This window comes from Caulobacter sp. GW821-FHT09A05 (assembly GCF_059418465.1).
Genome location: NZ_JBWKPX010000012.1, coordinates 107,823 through 125,190 on the forward strand (window position 1 = coordinate 107,823; position 17,368 = coordinate 125,190).

General features: G+C 70.3%; 17 protein-coding genes and 1 riboswitch. Of the genes, 9 read left to right on the forward strand and 8 right to left on the reverse strand.

The annotated features are described in order from the left end of the window. Positions 1 to 21 precede the first annotated feature (21 nt). The 4 genes from AC07NX_RS13570 (at position 22) to AC07NX_RS13585 (ending at position 3,114) form a co-directional block, all read left to right on the forward strand. A complete protein-coding gene (locus AC07NX_RS13570; protein ID WP_494642420.1) occupies positions 22 to 720 on the forward strand; it encodes a pirin family protein in 699 nt (232 codons plus the stop codon). Between the two features lie 76 nt (positions 721 to 796). Beyond that, positions 797 to 1,396, forward strand: a complete 600-nt coding sequence (gene wrbA, locus AC07NX_RS13575; protein ID WP_035074551.1) for an NAD(P)H:quinone oxidoreductase — start codon at positions 797 to 799, stop codon at positions 1,394 to 1,396. Between the two features lie 225 nt (positions 1,397 to 1,621). Next, positions 1,622 to 2,734, forward strand: coding sequence for a sensor histidine kinase (locus AC07NX_RS13580; RefSeq protein WP_494642422.1), 1,113 nt, complete (start codon positions 1,622 to 1,624; stop codon positions 2,732 to 2,734). Further along, entirely contained in the window at positions 2,731 to 3,114 is a 384-nt protein-coding gene (locus AC07NX_RS13585) for a response regulator (RefSeq protein WP_494642423.1), read from the forward strand. Before AC07NX_RS13580 ends, AC07NX_RS13585 begins: the two co-directional genes overlap by 4 nt. 39 nt (positions 3,115 to 3,153) lie before the next feature. Here AC07NX_RS13585 and AC07NX_RS13590 read toward each other — a convergent pair whose 3' ends face one another. The 3 genes from AC07NX_RS13590 to AC07NX_RS13600 all read right to left on the reverse strand — a co-directional run bounded on the left by AC07NX_RS13590 (position 3,154) and on the right by AC07NX_RS13600 (position 7,452). After that, on the reverse strand, positions 3,154 to 4,182 hold the full coding sequence (locus AC07NX_RS13590) for a 2-oxoadipate dioxygenase/decarboxylase family protein (RefSeq protein ID WP_494642425.1): 1,029 nt from the start codon (positions 4,180 to 4,182) through the stop codon (positions 3,154 to 3,156). Between the two features lie 168 nt (positions 4,183 to 4,350). Beyond that, a complete protein-coding gene (gene amaB / locus AC07NX_RS13595) occupies positions 4,351 to 5,871 on the reverse strand; it encodes an L-piperidine-6-carboxylate dehydrogenase (protein WP_494642426.1) in 1,521 nt (506 codons plus the stop codon). A gap of 168 nt (positions 5,872 to 6,039) precedes the next feature. After that, the gene (locus AC07NX_RS13600; RefSeq protein ID WP_494642427.1) at positions 6,040 to 7,452 is read right to left on the reverse strand and encodes an FAD-binding oxidoreductase; all 1,413 of its coding nucleotides are present in this window, start codon (positions 7,450 to 7,452) and stop codon (positions 6,040 to 6,042) included. Between the two features lie 114 nt (positions 7,453 to 7,566). On the opposite strand from AC07NX_RS13600, the gene AC07NX_RS13605 reads away from it, so the two are divergent. Next, a complete protein-coding gene (locus AC07NX_RS13605; protein ID WP_494642428.1) occupies positions 7,567 to 7,998 on the forward strand; it encodes an Lrp/AsnC family transcriptional regulator in 432 nt (143 codons plus the stop codon). Between the two features lie 20 nt (positions 7,999 to 8,018). On the opposite strand, the gene AC07NX_RS13610 is transcribed toward AC07NX_RS13605, so the two are convergent. Then, the gene (locus tag AC07NX_RS13610) at positions 8,019 to 8,417 is read right to left on the reverse strand and encodes a DUF1801 domain-containing protein (protein ID WP_494642429.1); all 399 of its coding nucleotides are present in this window, start codon (positions 8,415 to 8,417) and stop codon (positions 8,019 to 8,021) included. A 100-nt stretch (positions 8,418 to 8,517) separates the two neighbouring features. Further along, the gene (metE, locus tag AC07NX_RS13615) at positions 8,518 to 10,860 is read right to left on the reverse strand and encodes a 5-methyltetrahydropteroyltriglutamate--homocysteine S-methyltransferase (RefSeq protein ID WP_494642430.1); all 2,343 of its coding nucleotides are present in this window, start codon (positions 10,858 to 10,860) and stop codon (positions 8,518 to 8,520) included. Positions 10,861 to 10,977: 117 nt separating this feature from the next. After that, positions 10,978 to 11,207: riboswitch (cobalamin riboswitch) on the reverse strand. A gap of 184 nt (positions 11,208 to 11,391) precedes the next feature. Between metE and AC07NX_RS13620 the strand changes: the two genes are divergently transcribed. From AC07NX_RS13620 to AC07NX_RS13630, 3 genes are all read left to right on the forward strand, one after another. Beyond that, positions 11,392 to 13,011: a sensor histidine kinase gene (locus AC07NX_RS13620; RefSeq protein ID WP_494642431.1), complete on the forward strand. Its 1,620-nt coding sequence runs from the start codon at positions 11,392 to 11,394 to the stop codon at positions 13,009 to 13,011. 170 nt (positions 13,012 to 13,181) lie between these two features. After that, positions 13,182 to 13,514: a PadR family transcriptional regulator gene (locus AC07NX_RS13625; RefSeq protein ID WP_494642433.1), complete on the forward strand. Its 333-nt coding sequence runs from the start codon at positions 13,182 to 13,184 to the stop codon at positions 13,512 to 13,514. A gap of 14 nt (positions 13,515 to 13,528) precedes the next feature. Next, positions 13,529 to 14,512 carry an HAAS signaling domain-containing protein gene (locus tag AC07NX_RS13630; RefSeq protein ID WP_494642434.1) on the forward strand — a complete coding sequence of 328 codons (984 nt, stop codon included), beginning with the start codon at positions 13,529 to 13,531 and terminating at the stop codon, positions 14,510 to 14,512. Positions 14,513 to 14,524: 12 nt separating this feature from the next. Here AC07NX_RS13630 and AC07NX_RS13635 read toward each other — a convergent pair whose 3' ends face one another. Continuing rightward, positions 14,525 to 14,704 carry a hypothetical protein gene (locus AC07NX_RS13635; RefSeq protein WP_494642435.1) on the reverse strand — a complete coding sequence of 60 codons (180 nt, stop codon included), beginning with the start codon at positions 14,702 to 14,704 and terminating at the stop codon, positions 14,525 to 14,527. Between the two features lie 386 nt (positions 14,705 to 15,090). Here AC07NX_RS13635 and AC07NX_RS13640 point away from each other — a divergent pair, with 386 nt between their 5' ends. Next, on the forward strand, positions 15,091 to 16,230 hold the full coding sequence (locus AC07NX_RS13640; protein WP_494642436.1) for a cell wall hydrolase: 1,140 nt from the start codon (positions 15,091 to 15,093) through the stop codon (positions 16,228 to 16,230). On the opposite strand, the gene AC07NX_RS13645 is transcribed toward AC07NX_RS13640, so the two are convergent. Then, entirely contained in the window at positions 16,187 to 16,996 is an 810-nt protein-coding gene (locus tag AC07NX_RS13645) for an SDR family oxidoreductase (RefSeq protein WP_494642438.1), read from the reverse strand. The two genes, AC07NX_RS13640 and AC07NX_RS13645, sit on opposite strands and share 44 nt — an antisense overlap. A gap of 115 nt (positions 16,997 to 17,111) precedes the next feature. Beyond that, positions 17,112 to 17,291, reverse strand: a complete 180-nt coding sequence (locus AC07NX_RS13650; RefSeq protein WP_035074511.1) for a YegP family protein — start codon at positions 17,289 to 17,291, stop codon at positions 17,112 to 17,114. Positions 17,292 to 17,368 lie beyond the last annotated feature (77 nt).

Sequence of the window (17,368 nt, forward strand, 5' to 3'; positions counted from 1 at the left end):
TCGGTCTCCAGGAGACAGACGATGATCGACGTCAGAACCTTCGACAGCCTGGGCGGCGCCAACCACGGTTGGCTGGACGCCAAGCATCACTTCTCGTTCGCCGACTACCATGACCCTTCGCGCGTCCACCACGGCGCCCTGCGGGTCTGGAACGACGACACCATCGCGGCCGGCACGGGCTTCCCGCCCCACCCGCACGCCGACATGGAAATCATCACCTATGTCCGCGAAGGCGCGATCACCCACCAGGACAGCCTGGGCAACAAGGGGCGCACCGAGGCGGGCGACGTCCAGGTGATGAGCGCCGGCACCGGCATCCGCCACTCGGAATACAATCTGGAAAGCACCGCGACCAAGATCTTCCAGATCTGGATCATCCCGAACAAGCGCGGCGAAGGTCCCGCCTGGGGCGCCAAGCCTTTCCCCAAGGGCGACCGCAGCGGCAAGTTCGTGGCCCTGGCCAGCGGCTTCGAGGGCGACACCGACGCCCTGCCGATCCGCACCGACGCCCGGGTCCTGGGCGCGACGCTGAAGGCCGGCGAGACCACGGAGTACGCGATCGGCGCCGACCGCAAGGGCTATCTGGTGCCCTCGACCGGCAAGGTCGAGGTCAACGGCGTGGCTTTGAACACCCGCGACGGCGCGGCCATTCAAGACGAGGCCGTGATCCGCGTGAAAGCGTTGGAAGACGCCGAACTGGTGCTCGTCGACGCCGCCTAGCCGATCCATCCCTGGGGACGGGCGCTTGCACCCGTCCCCAGCCTGACCCCAAACCCAGACCATCAAGGAGGCCGCCATGGCCAAGGTTCTTGTCCTCTACTATTCCGCCTACGGCCACATCGAGGCGATGGCCAACGCCGTGGCCGAAGGCGCCCGCGCCGCCGGCGCGACCGTCGACGTCAAGCGCGTGCCGGAACTGGTGCCGCAGGAGATCGCGGTGAAGTCGCACTACAAGCTGGACCAGGCCGCGCCGGTCGCCACGATCGCCGAGCTGGAAAACTACGACGCCATCATCGTCGGCGTCGGCACCCGCTTTGGACGCATGGCCTCGCAGATGGCCAACTTCCTCGACCAAGCCGGAGGCCTGTGGGCCCGCGGCGCGCTGAACGGCAAGGTTGGCGGGGCCTTCACCTCCTCGGCCACCCAGCACGGCGGCAACGAGACCACCCTGTTCTCGATCATCACCAACCTGCTGCATTTCGGCATGACCATCGTCGGCCTGCCCTACAGCCACCAGGGCCAGATGACCCTGGAGGAGATCACCGGCGGCGCGCCCTACGGCGCCACCACCATCGCCGGCGGCGACGGCAGCCGCCAGCCCAGCGAGCTGGAGCTGGCCGGCGCCCGTCACCAGGGCGAGCTGGTCGCCCGGACGGCGGCCAAGCTGTTCGGCTAGCGCGGGGCGCCTTGCGCGCCTCGAACTCTCCCCAGACCCGCGCCGCGGCCGGCCGGTTGGCTCCTCCCCGTGGAGCCAGCCGGCTTTCCGCATGGGCGGCGCTCGCGCCGCGCTAACCAAAGGCCATGCGAAAGCGCTACCTGAGGCGGTGTTTTTCTGCCTTCATGCTGGAAACGGCTCGGGCGCCGCGGGGTGCGAACGGGCCTGGTCGCGGGGAGTGTGGACATGTCGCTGCTCGACTGGCTGCTCAATCCAACGGGGCTGACGCCCCACGGCTTCTGCCTGAGCTGGGCGCCGGGGCTGGTGGCCCTGCACGCCGGATCCGACGTGGTCATCGGCCTGGCCTACCTGTCGATCCCCTTGGCCATAGCCGCCTTCGTCAAGATGCGGCCCGACATCAAGTACAGCTGGGTGGCCTATCTGTTCGTGGCCTTCATCCTGGCCTGCGGGACGACTCACCTGATGGCTATCCTCACCCTCTGGGTCCCCGCCTACGGGATCGAGGGGGTGATCAAGCTGGTCACCGCGATCCTGTCTATCGCCACGGCGGCCCTGCTGTGGCCGCTGCTGCCCAAGATCGCCGCCCTGCCGTCCGCCGCCGAGCTGGAACGCCGGGTCGAGGAGCGCACGGCCGAGCTGGCGCGGGTGGTCGAGGAGCAGCAGGTCACCCTGGCCCAGCGCGACCTGCTGCTGCGCGAGGTCTATCACCGGGTGAAGAACAACCTCCAGATGGTCGACGGCCTGCTGGTCATGCAGTCGCGCCAGATCACCGATCCCGACGCCCGCAAGGCGCTGCGTGGCCTGCGCGACCGGATCTTCGCCCTGGGACTGGTGCACCAGCAGCTGATGAGCTCCAGCGACCTGAAGACCTTCGACATCGCCCCCTTCCTCAGCGAACTGTCCGGCAACATCGTCGACGGCGGGGCCGGCGGCGGGGTGGCCCTGTCGGTCGAGGCCATCCCGCTGGACGTCGACCTGGATTTCGCCATTCCGCTGGGGCTGCTGGTCAACGAGCTGGTCACCAATTCGCTCAAGCACGCCTTCCCGGACGGCGGGGGCGAGATCGAGGTCAATCTCAGCCGGGCCGACGGCGGCGACCTGCTGCTGGTCGTGGCCGACAACGGCAAGGGCTACGACGGCGAGCCGCCCAGGCCGGGCGGCCCGAAAGTCGCGTTGGGCTCGACGATCATCAAGGGACTGGTCGCGCAGATGGAGGGAACGATCATGGTCGAAAGCAAGCCGGGCCTGACCCGCAGCGAGATTCGCGTCGCGGCGCCCCAGACGGTTCCACCGGCGCTTCCCATGGCGGGGCCGATGGCCGGGCAGGTGGCCGCATGAACGCCCTGACCCTTCGGAAATCCACGGTGCTGGTCGTCGATGACGAATTCCTGATCGCCGAGGGCCTGTGCCTGCAGGTCGAGGACATGGACATGGCCGTCTGCGGCACGGCCACCAACGCCGACGAGGCCGTGGCCCTGGCCATGATGCACCGGCCGGAGGTGGTGCTGATGGACATGCGGCTGCGCGGCGAGAAGGACGGCGTCGACGCCGCCCTGGCCATCCACGCGGAGGTCGGCTCGAAGGTGATCTTCATCACCGGTTCGCGCGAGCAGTCGACCATCGCCCGGATCTACGAGGACCATCCCGCCGGCGTGCTGTTCAAGCCCGTGTCGGACCGCCAGCTGCGCATGGCGATCGCCACGGCGCTGGAGGAATGACGATCACGGCGCCCGGCGTTCGGACGGACGCTGCGAGGGTCACCCCGTCCGCGTCATCTTGAAGATGCCCTGGGCGTTCGAGCTGTCGAACCGCAGGTCCAGCCTTTCCGTCCCGTCGGCGTCCACGAACCGGTCGCGCGAGATGAACTCGTGGAACGAGCCGGGCACGGTCAGGGTCACCTCGCTCCCGGCGGCTTTGGCGTCGGCGACGAACACCCGCTCGACCGGCTGGGCCTTGAAGGCGGTCTGGCGCACACGGCCCGAGGCCGAGACCTCGACGGCGTCCTTGACCGGCCGGCCCAGCGCCTTCTGGCCCTCGGCCACGGCTTCGACGTCGATCACCCGGTCGGTGGCGTGGTTGAAGGCCTGGCCCTCGGTGGCGATCCAGGCGGCCTCGGCCGACTCGGCCAGCAAGGCCCTGTAGTGCTCCAGCCGCAGGGCGCCGTGGGTGCGCGCGAAGGCGGCGATGACCTGGGGCAGGGCGGCGCGGGCCGCGTCCAGGTCGCAGCTTCCCTCGCTGGCGAAGGCGGCCAGGGCGCGCTGGGCCTCAACGCCCAGGGCGTCGGCGGTGGAGTCGAACACCGCGTGGGCGATCACCTGGAACGCCGGCGAAAAGCGCTCGACATGCAGCTCGCTGACGAAGAACTGCGGGATCGCCTCGGGCCGGTCCAGGTGGGCGTAGGCCCGGCCGGTCATCTTCAGCCGGTCCAGCGGATAGAGGTCGGCCACGGCGTAGCCCAGCGGCTCGAGGATCCGCGCGAAGGCCAGGTGGCCGCCGGGCAGGGCGCCGGTCGGGCCGTCACCGAAATGGATCGTGCGCAGGGCGCCGTGGTCGAACAGCACCTTGTGGCCCGCCGCCCGGCGTTCGGACACATAGGCCGCGCCCAGCGGCACGCGGCCCATGATGTCGTGGAACAACGCCGCGTTCAGCGCCATGGCGAAGACCGCGCGCGAGACCGGGCCGTCGGCCTCGGCCACCAGGGGCGGGGCGATGTCCAGCACGTCGAGGATCGCGGCGGCGGCCTTCTGGCCGACGACCGAGGCGACGAGGGTGGAAAGGTGGCTCATGGGGTGGTCCAGTGATGGGCTTGAGCGATTGAAACCGTTGTCATCCCGGGAGCCTCGCAGAGGCTGTCGGGGACCCAGGGGACTGGGCTGAGGCCTTGCGGTTCACCTGGGTCCCCGACAAGCGCTGCGCGCTTTCGGGGATGACAACGGTGGTGGAAAACAAGGGACTTACACGTCGAACGTGACCCCCTGGGCCAGGGGCAGGGTGGTCCCGTAGTTCACGGTGTTGGTGGCGCGGCGCATGTAGGCCTTCCAGCTGTCGGAACCCGCTTCGCGGCCGCCGCCGGTCTCTTTCTCGCCGCCGAACGCCCCGCCGATCTCGGCGCCCGAGGGACCGATATTGACGTTGGCGATGCCGCAGTCGCTGCCCTCGGCCGACACGAACAGCTCGGCCTCGCGGACATTGAGCGTGAAGATCGACGACGACAGGCCCTGGGCCACGTCGTTCTGGGCGGCGATGGCCTCGGCCAGCTCGGCGTAGCGCATCACGTAGAGGATGGGCGCGAAGGTCTCGTATTTGACGATGCCGGCCTGGTGGTCGATCTCGACCAGGGCCGGGGCGACATAGTAGGCGTCCGGCCCGGCGACCTCGACGCGGTCGCCGCCCACCACCCGGCCGCCGGCGGCCCGGGCCGCCTCCAGCGCCGACCGCATGGCCTCGAACGCGGCCTCGTCGATCAGCGGGCCGACCAGCACGCCGGCCGCGCGCGGGTCGCCGACCGGCACGCTGGGATAGGCGCTCTTCAGCCGCCCGACGAAGGCGTCGTAGACGCTGTCGTGCACGAACAGCCGCCGCAGGGTGGTGCAGCGCTGGCCGGCCGTGCCCATGGCCGCGAAGGCGACGCCGCGCAGGGCCAGGTCGAGGTCCGCCGACGGGGCGACGATGGCGGCGTTGTTGCCGCCCAGCTCCAGCAGGGCGCGGGCGAAGCGGGCGGCCAGCTTCGGGCCAACCTGCCGGCCCATGGCCGTCGAGCCGGTGGCCGAGACCAGCGGGACCTTCGGGTGGTCGACCAGGGCCTCGCCCACCGCGCGGCCGCCGATCAGCAGGGTCGACAGGCCGGCCGGGGCGTCCGGGCCGAAGCGGGCGGCGGCGCGCTCGAACAGGGCCTGGACCGCCAGGGCGACCAGCGGGGTCTTCTCGGACGGCTTCCACACGACGCTGTCGCCACAGACGAAGGCCAGGGCCGCGTTCCACGACCAGACGGCGACCGGGAAGTTGAAGGCGCTGATCACGCCCACCACGCCCAGCGGGTGCCAGGTCTCCATCATCCGGTGCGACGGCCGCTCGGTGGCCAGGGTCAGGCCGAACAGCTGGCGCGACAGGCCCACGGCGTAGTCGCAGATGTCGATCATCTCCTGCACCTCGCCCAGGCCCTCGGAGACCACCTTGCCGGCCTCCAGGGTGACCAGGGCGGCCAGGTCGGTCTTGGCGGCGCGCAGCTCCTCGCCCAGCAGGCGCACCAGCTCGCCACGGCGCGGGGCGGGGACCTTGCGCCAGGCGAGGTAGGCCTCGTGGGCGGCGTCGATGGCGGCGACGGCCTGGTCGGGGGTGTGTTCGGACAGCTGGGCCACCACCTCGCCGGTGACCGGCGAGCGCGCGGCCAGGGTCCCGCCGTCGAGGGCGGCGGTCACGCCGAGGCGCTGCAGGATGGCGCGGGCTTCGGCGATGGCGGAGGGCAGGGTGGTCATGGGCAGTCCTGGAACTCTTTTTCGATCCGCTCATCCCGGCGAATGCCGGGACCCAGATCCTTTAGCGGTGTGTCGGGTTGGATTGGCTCAGAGTTCGAGGAACCCGCCTCAAAGCCATTCCATCTGAGTCCCGGCATTCGCCGGGATGAGCGGTGGTAAGGGGAATGCTCATGATTTCAAAGCCGATCCCAGCCGAACCGCAGCCGACCCCGTCCCGAACACCGCCGCCACCGCCGCGCTGTAGTCCTGGATCAGCCGGGGCGTGAACCGGTCGTAGGCGTCCTGGAAGGCCCGGCCCAGGCCGTGCTCGCCGCTGAAGCTGGCGCCGAAGCCGTCGACAGCCAGGGTCAGCACCGCCTCGCGCAGGGCCGCGCGGCGGTCCTTGTCGGCGGGGCCGACCAGGTTGAAGTGCACCCCGCCGTCGGCCACGTGGCCGAAGTCGCACAGGGCGTAGTCGGGGAAGTCGGCCTCCAGCATCAGCACGGCCTCGCGGCGGAAGCGGGCCAGGTCGCGGCGGCGGAAGCTCAGGTCGAAGCCCACCACCGGCCCGCTGGCCCGCAGGCCCTCCGACAGCGCATGGCGCAGGGCCCACATCCTTTCCACAGGGCCGAACAGCGCGTCGACCAGCAGGCCGTCGTCGCGCTCCAGCAGCTCGGCCGCGATCTGCTGCAACACCTCGTCCAGCGAGGCCTCGCCCTCGCGCGGGGCCCAGGTCCGGGTCAGCTCGACCAGGACGGCGTAGTCCGGCATGCCGCCGGCGAACGGGTTGCTCAGCGACGGCACGTGGTCGATGGCCCGGGTCATGGCGGCCTTCGACAGGCCCTCGAAGGCGGTCAGGGTCGATCCTGCCTCGACCTCGAAGGCCTGCAGCAGCGGCAGGACCGCGTCGATGTCGCGGGGGACCAGCAGGGCGGCGGCCGTCTGGCGCGGGCGCTGGTGAACCTCGACGGTGACTTGCGTGATGATCCCGAACGCCCCGCAGCCGCCGACGAACAGCTGGCGCAGGGCGACGGCGGCGTTGTCCTTGCGCAGGCCGTGCGACAGGGTCAGGGTCGTGCCCGCCGCGTCGGCCAGCACCACCTCCAGCCCCAGGACGTGGCGGCGCATGTCGCCGTAGCGCAGGAACCGCGCCCCGCCGGTGTTGGTGGCCGCCATGCCGCCCAGGGTGGGATCGGCGCCCAGGTCGATGGGCAGGAACAGGCCGTGCGGCTCTAGCGCCGCGTTCAGGGCCGACAGCCGCACGCCCGCGCCGACGGTCGCCGTGCGGTCGGCCGCGTCGATCTCCAGCGGGGCGGTCAGGCGGTCCAGCGACAGCACGATCTGCGTCCCGCTGGCGTCCGGCGTCGAGCCCTCGGCCAGGCCAGTATTGGCGCCTTGCGGCGTGAAGGTCAGGCCGTGGCGCACGCAGTAGCCGACGACGGCCGAGACCTGGGCCGTCGTGGCCGGGCGGACGACCGCCGCGGCCGATCCGCCGGCGTAGCGGGCCGGGGTCTCGTAGGCGGCGCGCCCGGCCGGGTCGAGGATCAGGCCGCCGGGGCCGACCAGGGCGGCCAGGGCGTCTTGGTGAACTTGGTCCAGCACGGGCGGGGCAAACTCCAGGGGCGGCCATCATCTTCGCCGTTCCGTCGAATCCTAGTGGCAAGATCGTCGGTTTGACGGCAGGATTTCGGCGAAACGCCGAGTTGAGCCTTCATAATGCCGTTAGACGCCATCGACGAAAAGCTGATCGCCGCCCTGCGGGAGAACGGCCGGGCCTCGACCGCCGACCTGGCCCGGCGAGTCGGCCGTTCGCGCACCACGGTGCAGAGCCGGATCGAGCGGCTGGAGCGCGACGGGGTGATCGTCGGCTACGCCGCCCGCCTGGCGCCGGACCACGCCCACGGGGCGGTGCGGGTGCACGTGATGATCAAGATCGGCCCCAAGGAGGCCCGCGCCGTCGAGGCGGCCCTGCGCGCCATCCCGCAGGTGCGGCTGCTGCACTCGGTCAGCGGCGACTACGACATGATCGCCATCGCCGCCACCGCCACGGTCGCCGAGATGGACCAGGTGCTGGACCGGATCGGCCACGTGGCCGGGGTGGAGCGCACGACCTCGTCGATCATCCTGTCGACCAAGTTCGACCGCTGATCCCGCCGGTTCGAACGGATCTAGTCGGACCGCAGCCGCGCGTGAACGTCCCGGTAGGCCGCGGCGATCAGGGCGTTCAGCGCGACGGCGTCGACCGGCCGGCCCCAGCGGATCTTCACGTGCCGCATGCGCTTGCCCGCGCCCTCCAGCAGGCCGGAGGGATCGTCCAGCGCGGCCCCGTGGAAGAAGCCAAGGTTCACATGGGCGCTGAGCGCGTCGACATAGGCGAACGCCGCGTCGCCCGCGCACGCGGTGGGATGTCCGTCGTGCAGCCGTTCGCGCACATCGGGCCCGCAGGCGCGCAGGCTGTCGAACCACGGCTGGGCTAGGCGCCGCAGGTCGTGCTCGGGCGCGGCGAACCAGGCGTCGACCCCGGGGTCCCTCCGCACGGCGCCGGCAAGTCGGAAGAGGTCCGTCATCCGACCAGAATGCCAGCGCCGCCCGGGCTTGTCGAAACCCCGGCGACGCCTCCGCCCGCCAAGCCGTCTCCGGCCCGACGCGCGGAGATCTTCGCCGCCGTCAGGCCGCGCCGACGGCCCGGCGGACGGTCCGGGCGGCCTCGACCATGTTGGCCAGGGCGGCCTTCGTCTCGGGCCATTTGCGGGTCTTCAGGCCGCAGTCGGGGTTGACCCACAGCTGGCCGGCCGACAGCTGGGCCTGGGCCGCCTTCAGCAGGTCGGTCATCGCCTCGACCGACGGCACGCGCGGCGAGTGGATGTCGTAGACTCCGGGGCCGATCTGCGCCGGATAGGCATAGGCTTCGAAGGCGTCCAGCAACTCCATCTTCGAGCGGGCGGTCTCGATGGAGATGACGTCGGCGTCCATCGCCCCGATGGCGGCGATGATGTCGTTGAACTCCGAATAGCACATGTGGGTGTGGATCTGGGTGTGGTCGGCCACGCTCGAGGCCGCCAGGCGGAAGCACTCGACCGCCCAGTCCAGATAGGCCGCCCAGTCGCCCCGGCGCAGGGGCAGGCCTTCGCGCAGCGCCGCCTCGTCGATCTGGATCACCTTGGCGCCGGCCGCCTCCAGATCGACCACCTCGTCGCGAACGGCCAGGGCGATCTGGCGGCAGGCCAGCGAGCGCGGAATGTCGTCGCGCACGAACGACCAGTTGAGGATGGTCACCGGTCCGGTCAGCATGCCCTTCATCGGCCTGTCGGTCAGAGACTGGGCGTAGGCCCACCAGTCCACGGTCATCGGGGCCGGCCGCGAGACGTCGCCGAACAGGATCGGCGGGCGCACGCAGCGCGAGCCGTAGGACTGCACCCAGCCGTGCCGAGTGAAGGCGAAGCCCGCCAGCTGCTCGCCGAAATACTGCACCATGTCGTTGCGCTCGAACTCGCCGTGCACCAGCACGTCCAGGCCGACTTCCTCCTGCCAGGCCACGGCGCGGGCGGTCTCGGCGCGCAGGAAGGCGGCGTAGTCGGCGTCGCTCAACTGGCCCTTGCCATGGGCCGAGCGCGCCTGGCGCACCGCCTCGGTCTGCGGGAACGAACCGATGGTGGTGGTGGGGAAGGCCGGCAGGTCGAGGCGCGGGATCTGCACCGCCTGCCGACGGCCGAACGGCGAGCGGCGGCGGGCCATGGCCGGGGTCGTGGCGGCCAGCCGCGCGGCCACCGCCGGGTCGTGAATCCGAGGCGAGGCGCGCCGAGCCGCCGCCGCCGCGGCGCTGGCGGCCAGTTGGGGCGCGACCCTGGCCCGGCCCTCGTTCAGCGCCGTGGCCAGGACCACCAGTTCCTCGATCTTCTGGACGCCGAAGGCCAGCCACTGGCGGATTTCCGGATCGATCGCCGTCTCCAGGTCCAGGTCGATCGGCGCATGCAGCAGCGAGCAGGACGGGGCCAGGACCACCCGGTCGCCGCCGCGGCGGGAAACGATCGGCTCCAGGCGATCGAGCAGGGCTGGCAGGTCGGCTCGCCAGACATTGCGGCCGTCGACCACGCCCAGCGACAACACCAGGCTTTCGCGCGCGTTCCCCAGGACGGCCTCGAGCTCCTCCGGCGCGCGGGCCAGGTCGATATGGACGCCGTCGACCGGCAGGTTGACCGCCGTGGCCAGGTTGTCGCCGTAGCCGCCGAAATAGCTGGTCAGCATCAGGCGCAGGCCGGGCGTGGCGTGGGCCAGGGCGCCGTAGGCGCGGCGCAGTTCGGCGCGCTCGAAGTCGGTCAGGTTCAGCGCCAGGCAGGGCTCGTCGACCTGCACCCAGTCGGCGCCGGCCTGCTGGAGCTTGGCCAGGACCTCGGCATAGACCGGGACAAGGGCGGGCAGCAGCGACAGCGGCGAGAAGCCCTCGTCCCTGGTCTTGGCCAGCTTGAGGAAGGTGACCGGGCCCAGCAGCACCGGGCGGGTGTGGACGCCCAGCGCCCTCGCCTCAAGAAACTCGTCGACGGGTTTGGTGGAGGACAGGGCGAAGGCCTGGTCGCGCGACACCTCCGGGGCCAGGTAGTGGTAGTTGGTGTCGAACCACTTGGTCATCTCCAGGGCCGGCAGGCCGTGGCCTTGGCCATGGGCGTGACCATGGGCGCAGGCGTCCTCCGCGGCGGCGCCCTGCGTCCCGCGGGCCATGGCGAAGTAGGCGGCGGTGTCGATCGGGCCGCCCGTCCAGCCGTAGATCGCCGGGATGGCGCCGACCATCACGCTGGTGTCCAGCACGTGGTCGTACAGCGAGAAGTCGTTGCTGGGCACATGGGTCACGCCCAGGGCGGCCTGACGGGTCCAGGCCGCGGCGCGCAGGGCCGCGGCCGTGGCCAACAGTGCCTGGGCGTCGGTCTTGCCGGCCCAATGGTCCTCGAGCGCGAACTTCAGTTCGCGGCGCGGGCCGATGCGGGGAAAGCCCAGGGTGGCGACGGTGACGGTCATCTTCAAAAAGCCTCTGCCGGTATGAGGGCGGAGGCTGATCGGGGACGCGCGCGGCCGCGCGCACGGCACAGGGTCCGGTCACGCCTTTGCATGCGACCAGACCGGGCACCCCGCCGGAGGACGTTATCTGTCGGGGCAGGTCTCCTGGCTCACGGGTCAGCGCCCCTGTCCTGGCCTTCCCGACACGCCACCGATCCAGCTTCGGCGCGTCAGTGACACGTATTGGACAGCGGCTCGCCGCTCACAGTTGCGGGGGCAGCGCCGGATTCGGGGTTTCACGCCCTCACCGACTTCCCTCTTAGCTCCGGGCGCGCGAACGCCCGCAGACCACGACCCGCCTAGAAGGCCCGCGTTCCCGTCCGGCGTCAAGATGGATATAAGGATATCTTTATATGACTTCGGGAACGGGCGGCGGCCCTAACAAAATGTCGCACCTGTCCATCCTTAAACCTCGGGGAAACGATGCTTGGCCTAAGGCTTTGCTTCGGTTTGGGGGCTTCCTGTGTGAGTGGGGGAAGCGGGGAGGGCGTCTTGCGGAAACCAAAGGATCTCGACGCCGCCGTCCTGGGCGCGCGCAAGCCTTGGCTGGGCTACGCCAATCTCCGCCTCGAAGCCGCGGTCTTCCTGCTGGTGGCCGTGTCGTTCGCCGCCGTGCTGGGCAAGAGCGCCATCACCAGCCAGACGCTGGTTCTGTCGCCGGAGGCGGGACGGTTCGTGGCTTACAGCTATTCCGACTCGGAGGGCGGCGGTCGCTCGATCGTGTCCGTCGATCCGCGCAGGCCCCTGTCCTGGTCGTGCGACATCCGCCAGGGCGCGGCCTATCCCTATTGCGGCTACGGCCTGCAGCTGGACCTGGGGCGCGAGGACAAGGGCCTGGACTTGTCGCGCTTCCAGACCGTCACCTTGCGCTTTTCGTACCGGGGGGCGAGCGACCACCTGAGGCTCGCCCTCAAGGCCTCGCCGGACCCCGCCGTGCGGGGCAGGCTGAAGGGCGAGCTGGCGCCCCTGGCCGTCGAGATCCCGGTGGTCCAGGGCCGCAACGAGGTCCGCCTGCCGCTGAGCCAGCTGGCCACCGAGGAATGGTGGGCGGCCAGCCGCGGTCTTTCGGCGGATGAGGCCGCGCCCAACCTCAAGGCGATCCATTCGGTCGCCATCGCCACCAGCAATCCGGAGCCGGGCCGGATCACGGTGTCGGTCGACGGCCTGACGTTCGAGGGCTCGTACCTGTCGACCGAGGCCTTCTACCTGGTGATCCTGGGCGTCTGGCTGGTGCTGTCGGCGGGCTTCCTGGTTCTGCGCTTCCTGCGCATTCGTCGCGACTACGAGGCGCGCCAGCGCCGCCAGACGGAGGAGGCCCGGCTGCTGGCCGACGCCCACGCCGCCGCCGAGGCCGCCAGCAGCGCCAAGTCGCGGTTCCTGGGCAATATGAGCCACGAGCTGCGCACGCCGCTCAACGCCATCATCGGCTACGCCTACTGGCTGGAACGCACCGCCCTGGACGCCAGGCAACGGGCGGCGGTCAAGACGGTGCAGGCCAGCGGCGAACACCTGCTGGCCGTGATCAGCGACATCCTGGACGTGGCCAAGATCGAGGCCGGCAAGTTCGAGCTGCTGGCCGCGCCCTTCGACCTGCACGACTGCGTGACGGGTGTGGGCGAGATGTTCCGGCTGCCGGCGCGGGACAAGGGCCTGGACTTTGCCGTCAGCCTCGACCCGGACGTGCCGCGCCGGATCGCGGCGGACGAAAAGCGGGTCCGGCAAGTCCTGATCAACCTGATCGGCAATGCGATCAAGTTCACGGCCGACGGCGGGGTCCGCCTGCGGGTCAGCGTGGTCGGCCCCGTGGGGGAAACGGCCCGCCTGCGCTTCCTCGTCGATGATACCGGTGTCGGCATCAAGCCGAGCCAGCTGGAAAGCATTTTCCGCCCCTTCGAGCAGGTGGGGGACACGACCGGGCGTCACGAAGGCACGGGCCTGGGCCTGAGCATCAGCCAGCAGATCGTGGCGTTGATGCAGGGCGAGATCCGCGTCGAGAGCACCCCGGGCCAGGGCAGCCGCTTCACGGTCGAGATGGCGTTTCCGGTCGTCGAACCCGAAGCCGAGGCGGACCCGCCGGCGACGCCGCGGCTGCGGCGTTCGAGGTCGGCATAGGGGCCTTCTCCCAGGACGGCCCTCATCCGGGAAGGCGTGCAGCATTCGTCCGAACCAGGTGAGCCGCACCGCGCAAGGCGACCATCGGTCGCCGGATTGACTTGCCTATAACCTGTGTGCCATACAGTGTATGTCACACACCAAGTGGCGCACACCATGCGACATACACCATGCCAGCGGACGCCGACATTTTTGAAACCCTGCGCCAGGAGCTTCGGCGTGGGACGCTGATCCTGGCGGTCCTGGCCCAGCTTCAGGTCGAACGCTACGGCTACAGCCTGCGCCAGGCCCTGGCCGAGGTGGGGTTGGAGATCGACGAGGGCGCGCTCTATCCGATGCTGCGCCGCCTGGAGAGCCAGGGGCTGCTGACCAGCGAGTGGCGCGAGGAAGACAAGCGCCGCAAGCGCTTCTACCGCCTGTCGCCCGAGGGCGAGGGCGTGCTGGCCCGCCTGTCCGCCGAGTGGCGGGCGATGAACGACACCCTGCAAAACCTGATCCGATGAGGGAGGCCGTGACCATGGACCTGCTCGATCGCTACCTGGCCGCCGTCGCGGCCCTGCTGCCCAAGGCCCAGCGCGAGGACATCGTCGCCGAGCTGCGCGACATCCTGCTGAACCGGCTGGAGGAGAAGGAGGCCGAACTGGGCCGGCCCCTGGACGACAAGGAACGCGAGGCCGTCCTGCGGGCCTTCGGCCATCCCATCGCTGTCGCCGGGCGCTATGGCGCGTCGCGGACGCTGATCGGGCCCGAGCTCTACCCGTTCTACATGTTCGCGGTGAAAGGCCTGCTGGTCCTGGCGGCGGCCGTCACGGCCATTCCCCTGGTCATCTCGATCATCATCGGCGGCGAGGACGCCGCGGGCGGGCTGGCGCGTTTCCTGTCCGGCTTCCTGGCCACGGCCATGACCCTGATCGGCGCCGCGACGATCCTGGCGGCCGGGATCGAGCGGGGCTGGATCCCGGTCGGCGACCTGCTGGACTGGAAGGTCGCCGACCTGCCGAACCTGGGGCGGCCGGCCCGCAAGGCTAAGACCCGCTTCGAGGCCGCGTTCGAACTGGGCATCCTGCTGCTGTTCATCGTCTGGTGGACGGGGCTCGTCCAGGCGCCCTGGTCGCCGGTCGTGGGGCAGCACGGCGTTCTCCTGGCGGGCGCACCGATCTGGACGACGCTGCACCTGCCGATCCTGGCCCTGGCGGTGCTGCAGGCGACCGGGTGCCTGGTGACCCTGGTCCGCCCCGACGCGGTCCGGGCCAGGGCCGTCCTGGAGATCGTCTCCGACCTGGGCGGGGTGGGACTGATCGCCGCCCTGTGGCCGGCCGGGCGGCTGTTCACGGTGGTCCCTTCCGGCGCGGCGGAGACGAAGGCGACCGACATCGCCGGCCTGCAGGCGGCGCTGGACCTCAGCTTCCACATCACCGTGGGCGTGATGGCGGTGGTGTTCCTGAGCAAGCTGGCCGTCGGCGTCTGGCGGCTGGCGCGGGGGGCGCCGGCGACCGCCTAGCGAGGCTGGATCCTACTTCGCGACGGTGTTGACCACCGCCCCGGCGCCGGCGCCCACCACGGCGCCGACGGGGCCCGCGACCACCGCTCCGGCGAGGGCCCCGCTGGCCGCGCGCTGCTCCATGTCGTGTCCGCAAGCCGACAGGCTTAACGCCACCGCAACCCACAGCGGAACCCAGCGCAGAGCAGTCATTATGTCCTCCAGGACAATTACATCTGTCCGCTAGAGTAACGATGGCGTGGGCCTCGGGTTCCGTTGAGAGCGGCGCGGCGGAAGTCTATCCCGAGCGGTGAATATTCACCACGAAGCGGAATTTCGGGACTGTCGCGTTTTTTCGTTAGAATCAAAGAATTAACCACTCCATCTGTCGGACGAGCGGCCAAAATTCAGGCTGCGGCGCCGCGTGCGCTTGCGACTCGTGGCGGGATGCGTCATAAGGCGGTCATAAGCAGGACTTCGGCCACTATCGTGAACCGGCCGAACCTCCGCTTTCAGAGCTGCCCGACAGTGTTTTTTCCGGGTCTTTGAGGGCGTTTTTGTCGGGGGGCGGACCGCCCTCGCCGCGCAGGACACGAGTTTTGAATATCAAGTCGCAGACGTGCGCAGACGCGCGCGCGCTGATCGGCGCCGTATTGGTTGGGTCGGCCACGGGTCTGGCCCTCGGCGGCGTTTACCTTGCGGGGGGCATGGCCCAGGCCGCCAGTCAGCACGCTCGCGTTTCTCGCCTGGCCGACGGCGCCGAGGGGAATTTCTCCGACGCGGCGCTGTATCAGGCCGCGTCGCGGATGGACGCCAGCGCCCTCGCCATCGCCCGTCGCCACGACCCCTACACCGTCGCCGGCGGCGCCCAGCGCGACCGGCAGTCGGCGCTGCTGGTCGAGCGCCTCGAACAGCGCCAGCAGTCCGATTCAAAGCGCCAGCCACTGCTGCTCCGCGCCAGCTTCGGCGGGCCGTTCAATCCGGCCGTCGCGCCCTTCCGCCTGACCAACGCCCTGGAAAGCTCGCGTGAACTCGAGTGCCTTTCCGAGGCGGTCTATTACGAGGCCCGCGGCGAGACCCCGAGCGGCCAGGCGGCCGTGGCTCAAGTGGTTCTAAACCGCGTTCGCCATCCTTCGTTCCCGAAATCGATCTGCGGCGTGGTGTTCCAGGGGGCCTACGCCCACAGCGGCTGCCAGTTCAGCTTCGCCTGCGACGGCTCGATGCGTCGCTCGCGCGAGCCCGGCGCCTGGAGACGCGCCCAGAAGGTCGCCGCCCGCGCGCTTTCGGGCGCCGTGATGAACGAGGTCGGGGCCGCCACCCACTTCCACACCACCGGCGTCGCGCCGGGCTGGGGGCCGCGTCTGCTGCGGGTCGCCCAGGTGGGCATGCACGTGTTCTACCGCTTCGGCGGTCGTTCGGGCGCTCCGGACGCCTTCAGCCGCACGCCGCGCCCGTCGACGGCCGACGAGCTGCCGGTCATCACCCTGGCCAGCCTACCGCCCACCCAGCTGGGCGGGACCACCGCCGACGGCAAGCCCGCGCCGATCCAGCTGGCCAGCGCGGTGGTGGTCTCCTCGCCCGACAAGCCCGCCACCGTCGCCGGCGGCATGGGCGGCCCGCTGGGTCCGGTCTCCGAGCCGGCCTCCGCCCCCGCCATGCACCCGACCAAGGCCTCGTCCCCCGCGGGCGACGCGGTCAAGGCTGCTGGAGGACCGGTCGCGAGCGGAGCTGCTTCCTGACCGCGCCGGGCATGTGGCTGCTGGCGAAGCGCAACTGCCGGGCCCGCTTGCCCACGAAATAGTGCAGGTCCTTGCCGTGGACGGCGCGCCAGATCACTTCGGCGGCGTCCTCCACGGAATAGACCGGCAGGCCATCGCTTCGCAGGACGTCGGCCATGTTCTGGTTCGATCCCGGCGCGCCGGCGTTGAGGATAGGCGTCTCCACGAACCACGGCATCACGCAGGCGACGCTGACGCCGTACGGCTTCCATTCGACATCCAGGGCCTCGGACAGGCCCCGCACCGCGAACTTGGTGGCGGAATAGATCGCCAGGCCGGGCGAGCCGTACAGGCCCGCGCAGGACGAGATGTTGATCAGCCGCGAGCCCCGCGTGGCCTTCAGCCAGGGCAGGGCGGCGCGGGCCCCGTTGATCACGCCCCTGACGTTGATGTCCAGCTGCAGGTCGACCTCGGCGTCCTCGTGGCTGTCGAACGGCCCGAACCGGGCCACCCCGGCGTTGTTGAGCAGCACGTCCAGGCGACCGTCGGTCAGCTTGACGAAGTCGGCCAGGGACGCGGTCCAGGCGGCGCGGTCGCGGACGTCCAGCTGGAAGGCGGCGCCGTTGTCGGGGCCGATCACGGCGAGGGCGGCCTTCAGGCCCGCCGCATTGATGTCGGACAGGCCGACGAACCAGCCCTCGGCGACGAAGCGCTTGGCGCTGGCCAGGCCGATGCCGCTGGCGGCCCCGGTGATGAAGACGGCCTTGCGGCTCCCTGCCGAACCCATCACACCCCTCCCGTTCTTGTTGGTTATCGCCGATCAGAAACCCGGGAGGGAGGCTCGGTCAAGGGTTTGGGGCGCGGGGCCCCTCCGACAGGGCCGGAGGGGCTCCGCGCGCGCCTTAGTCCGTCTGGTCGTCGATCTCGGCGTCCGGGCCGTTCTTCTTGATCGATTCGATGGCGTTCTTGGCCGAGGCCTTCGAGGCGTAGCCCTCGGTCCAGAAGATGGTCTCGCTGTTGTAGACGAAGTAGGCGACGAACTCGCCGGCCTTGTTCTTCTTGATCTGGAACTTGTGAGCCATGGGCGCTCCTTGAGACTCTCTGTTGTGTCGACGAGCCGACCCGGCAACCTCGCTCCGGCGAAGATTGGCGTCAATCG

Excerpts from the sequence above, each read along its gene's own strand:
- amaB (WP_494642426.1), bottom strand. The coding sequence starts at position 5,871 with ATGACCACCCTGCCCTCCGCCATCGCCGAAGCCCGCGCCATCCTGCAG.
- AC07NX_RS13585 (WP_494642423.1), top strand. The coding sequence starts at position 2,731 with ATGAACGCCCTGACCCTTCGGAAATCCACGGTGCTGGTCGTCGATGAC.
- AC07NX_RS13610 (WP_494642429.1), bottom strand. The coding sequence starts at position 8,417 with ATGACGGACCTCTTCCGACTTGCCGGCGCCGTGCGGAGGGACCCCGGG.
- AC07NX_RS13625 (WP_494642433.1), top strand. The coding sequence starts at position 13,182 with ATGCCAGCGGACGCCGACATTTTTGAAACCCTGCGCCAGGAGCTTCGG.
- AC07NX_RS13580 (WP_494642422.1), top strand. The coding sequence starts at position 1,622 with ATGTCGCTGCTCGACTGGCTGCTCAATCCAACGGGGCTGACGCCCCAC.
- AC07NX_RS13645 (WP_494642438.1), bottom strand. The coding sequence starts at position 16,996 with ATGGGTTCGGCAGGGAGCCGCAAGGCCGTCTTCATCACCGGGGCCGCC.
- AC07NX_RS13630 (WP_494642434.1), top strand. The coding sequence starts at position 13,529 with ATGGACCTGCTCGATCGCTACCTGGCCGCCGTCGCGGCCCTGCTGCCC.
- AC07NX_RS13570 (WP_494642420.1), top strand. The coding sequence starts at position 22 with ATGATCGACGTCAGAACCTTCGACAGCCTGGGCGGCGCCAACCACGGT.
- wrbA (WP_035074551.1), top strand. The coding sequence starts at position 797 with ATGGCCAAGGTTCTTGTCCTCTACTATTCCGCCTACGGCCACATCGAG.
- AC07NX_RS13605 (WP_494642428.1), top strand. The coding sequence starts at position 7,567 with ATGCCGTTAGACGCCATCGACGAAAAGCTGATCGCCGCCCTGCGGGAG.
- metE (WP_494642430.1), bottom strand. The coding sequence starts at position 10,860 with ATGACCGTCACCGTCGCCACCCTGGGCTTTCCCCGCATCGGCCCGCGC.
- AC07NX_RS13590 (WP_494642425.1), bottom strand. The coding sequence starts at position 4,182 with ATGAGCCACCTTTCCACCCTCGTCGCCTCGGTCGTCGGCCAGAAGGCC.
- AC07NX_RS13650 (WP_035074511.1), bottom strand. The coding sequence starts at position 17,291 with ATGGCTCACAAGTTCCAGATCAAGAAGAACAAGGCCGGCGAGTTCGTC.
- AC07NX_RS13635 (WP_494642435.1), bottom strand. The coding sequence starts at position 14,704 with ATGACTGCTCTGCGCTGGGTTCCGCTGTGGGTTGCGGTGGCGTTAAGC.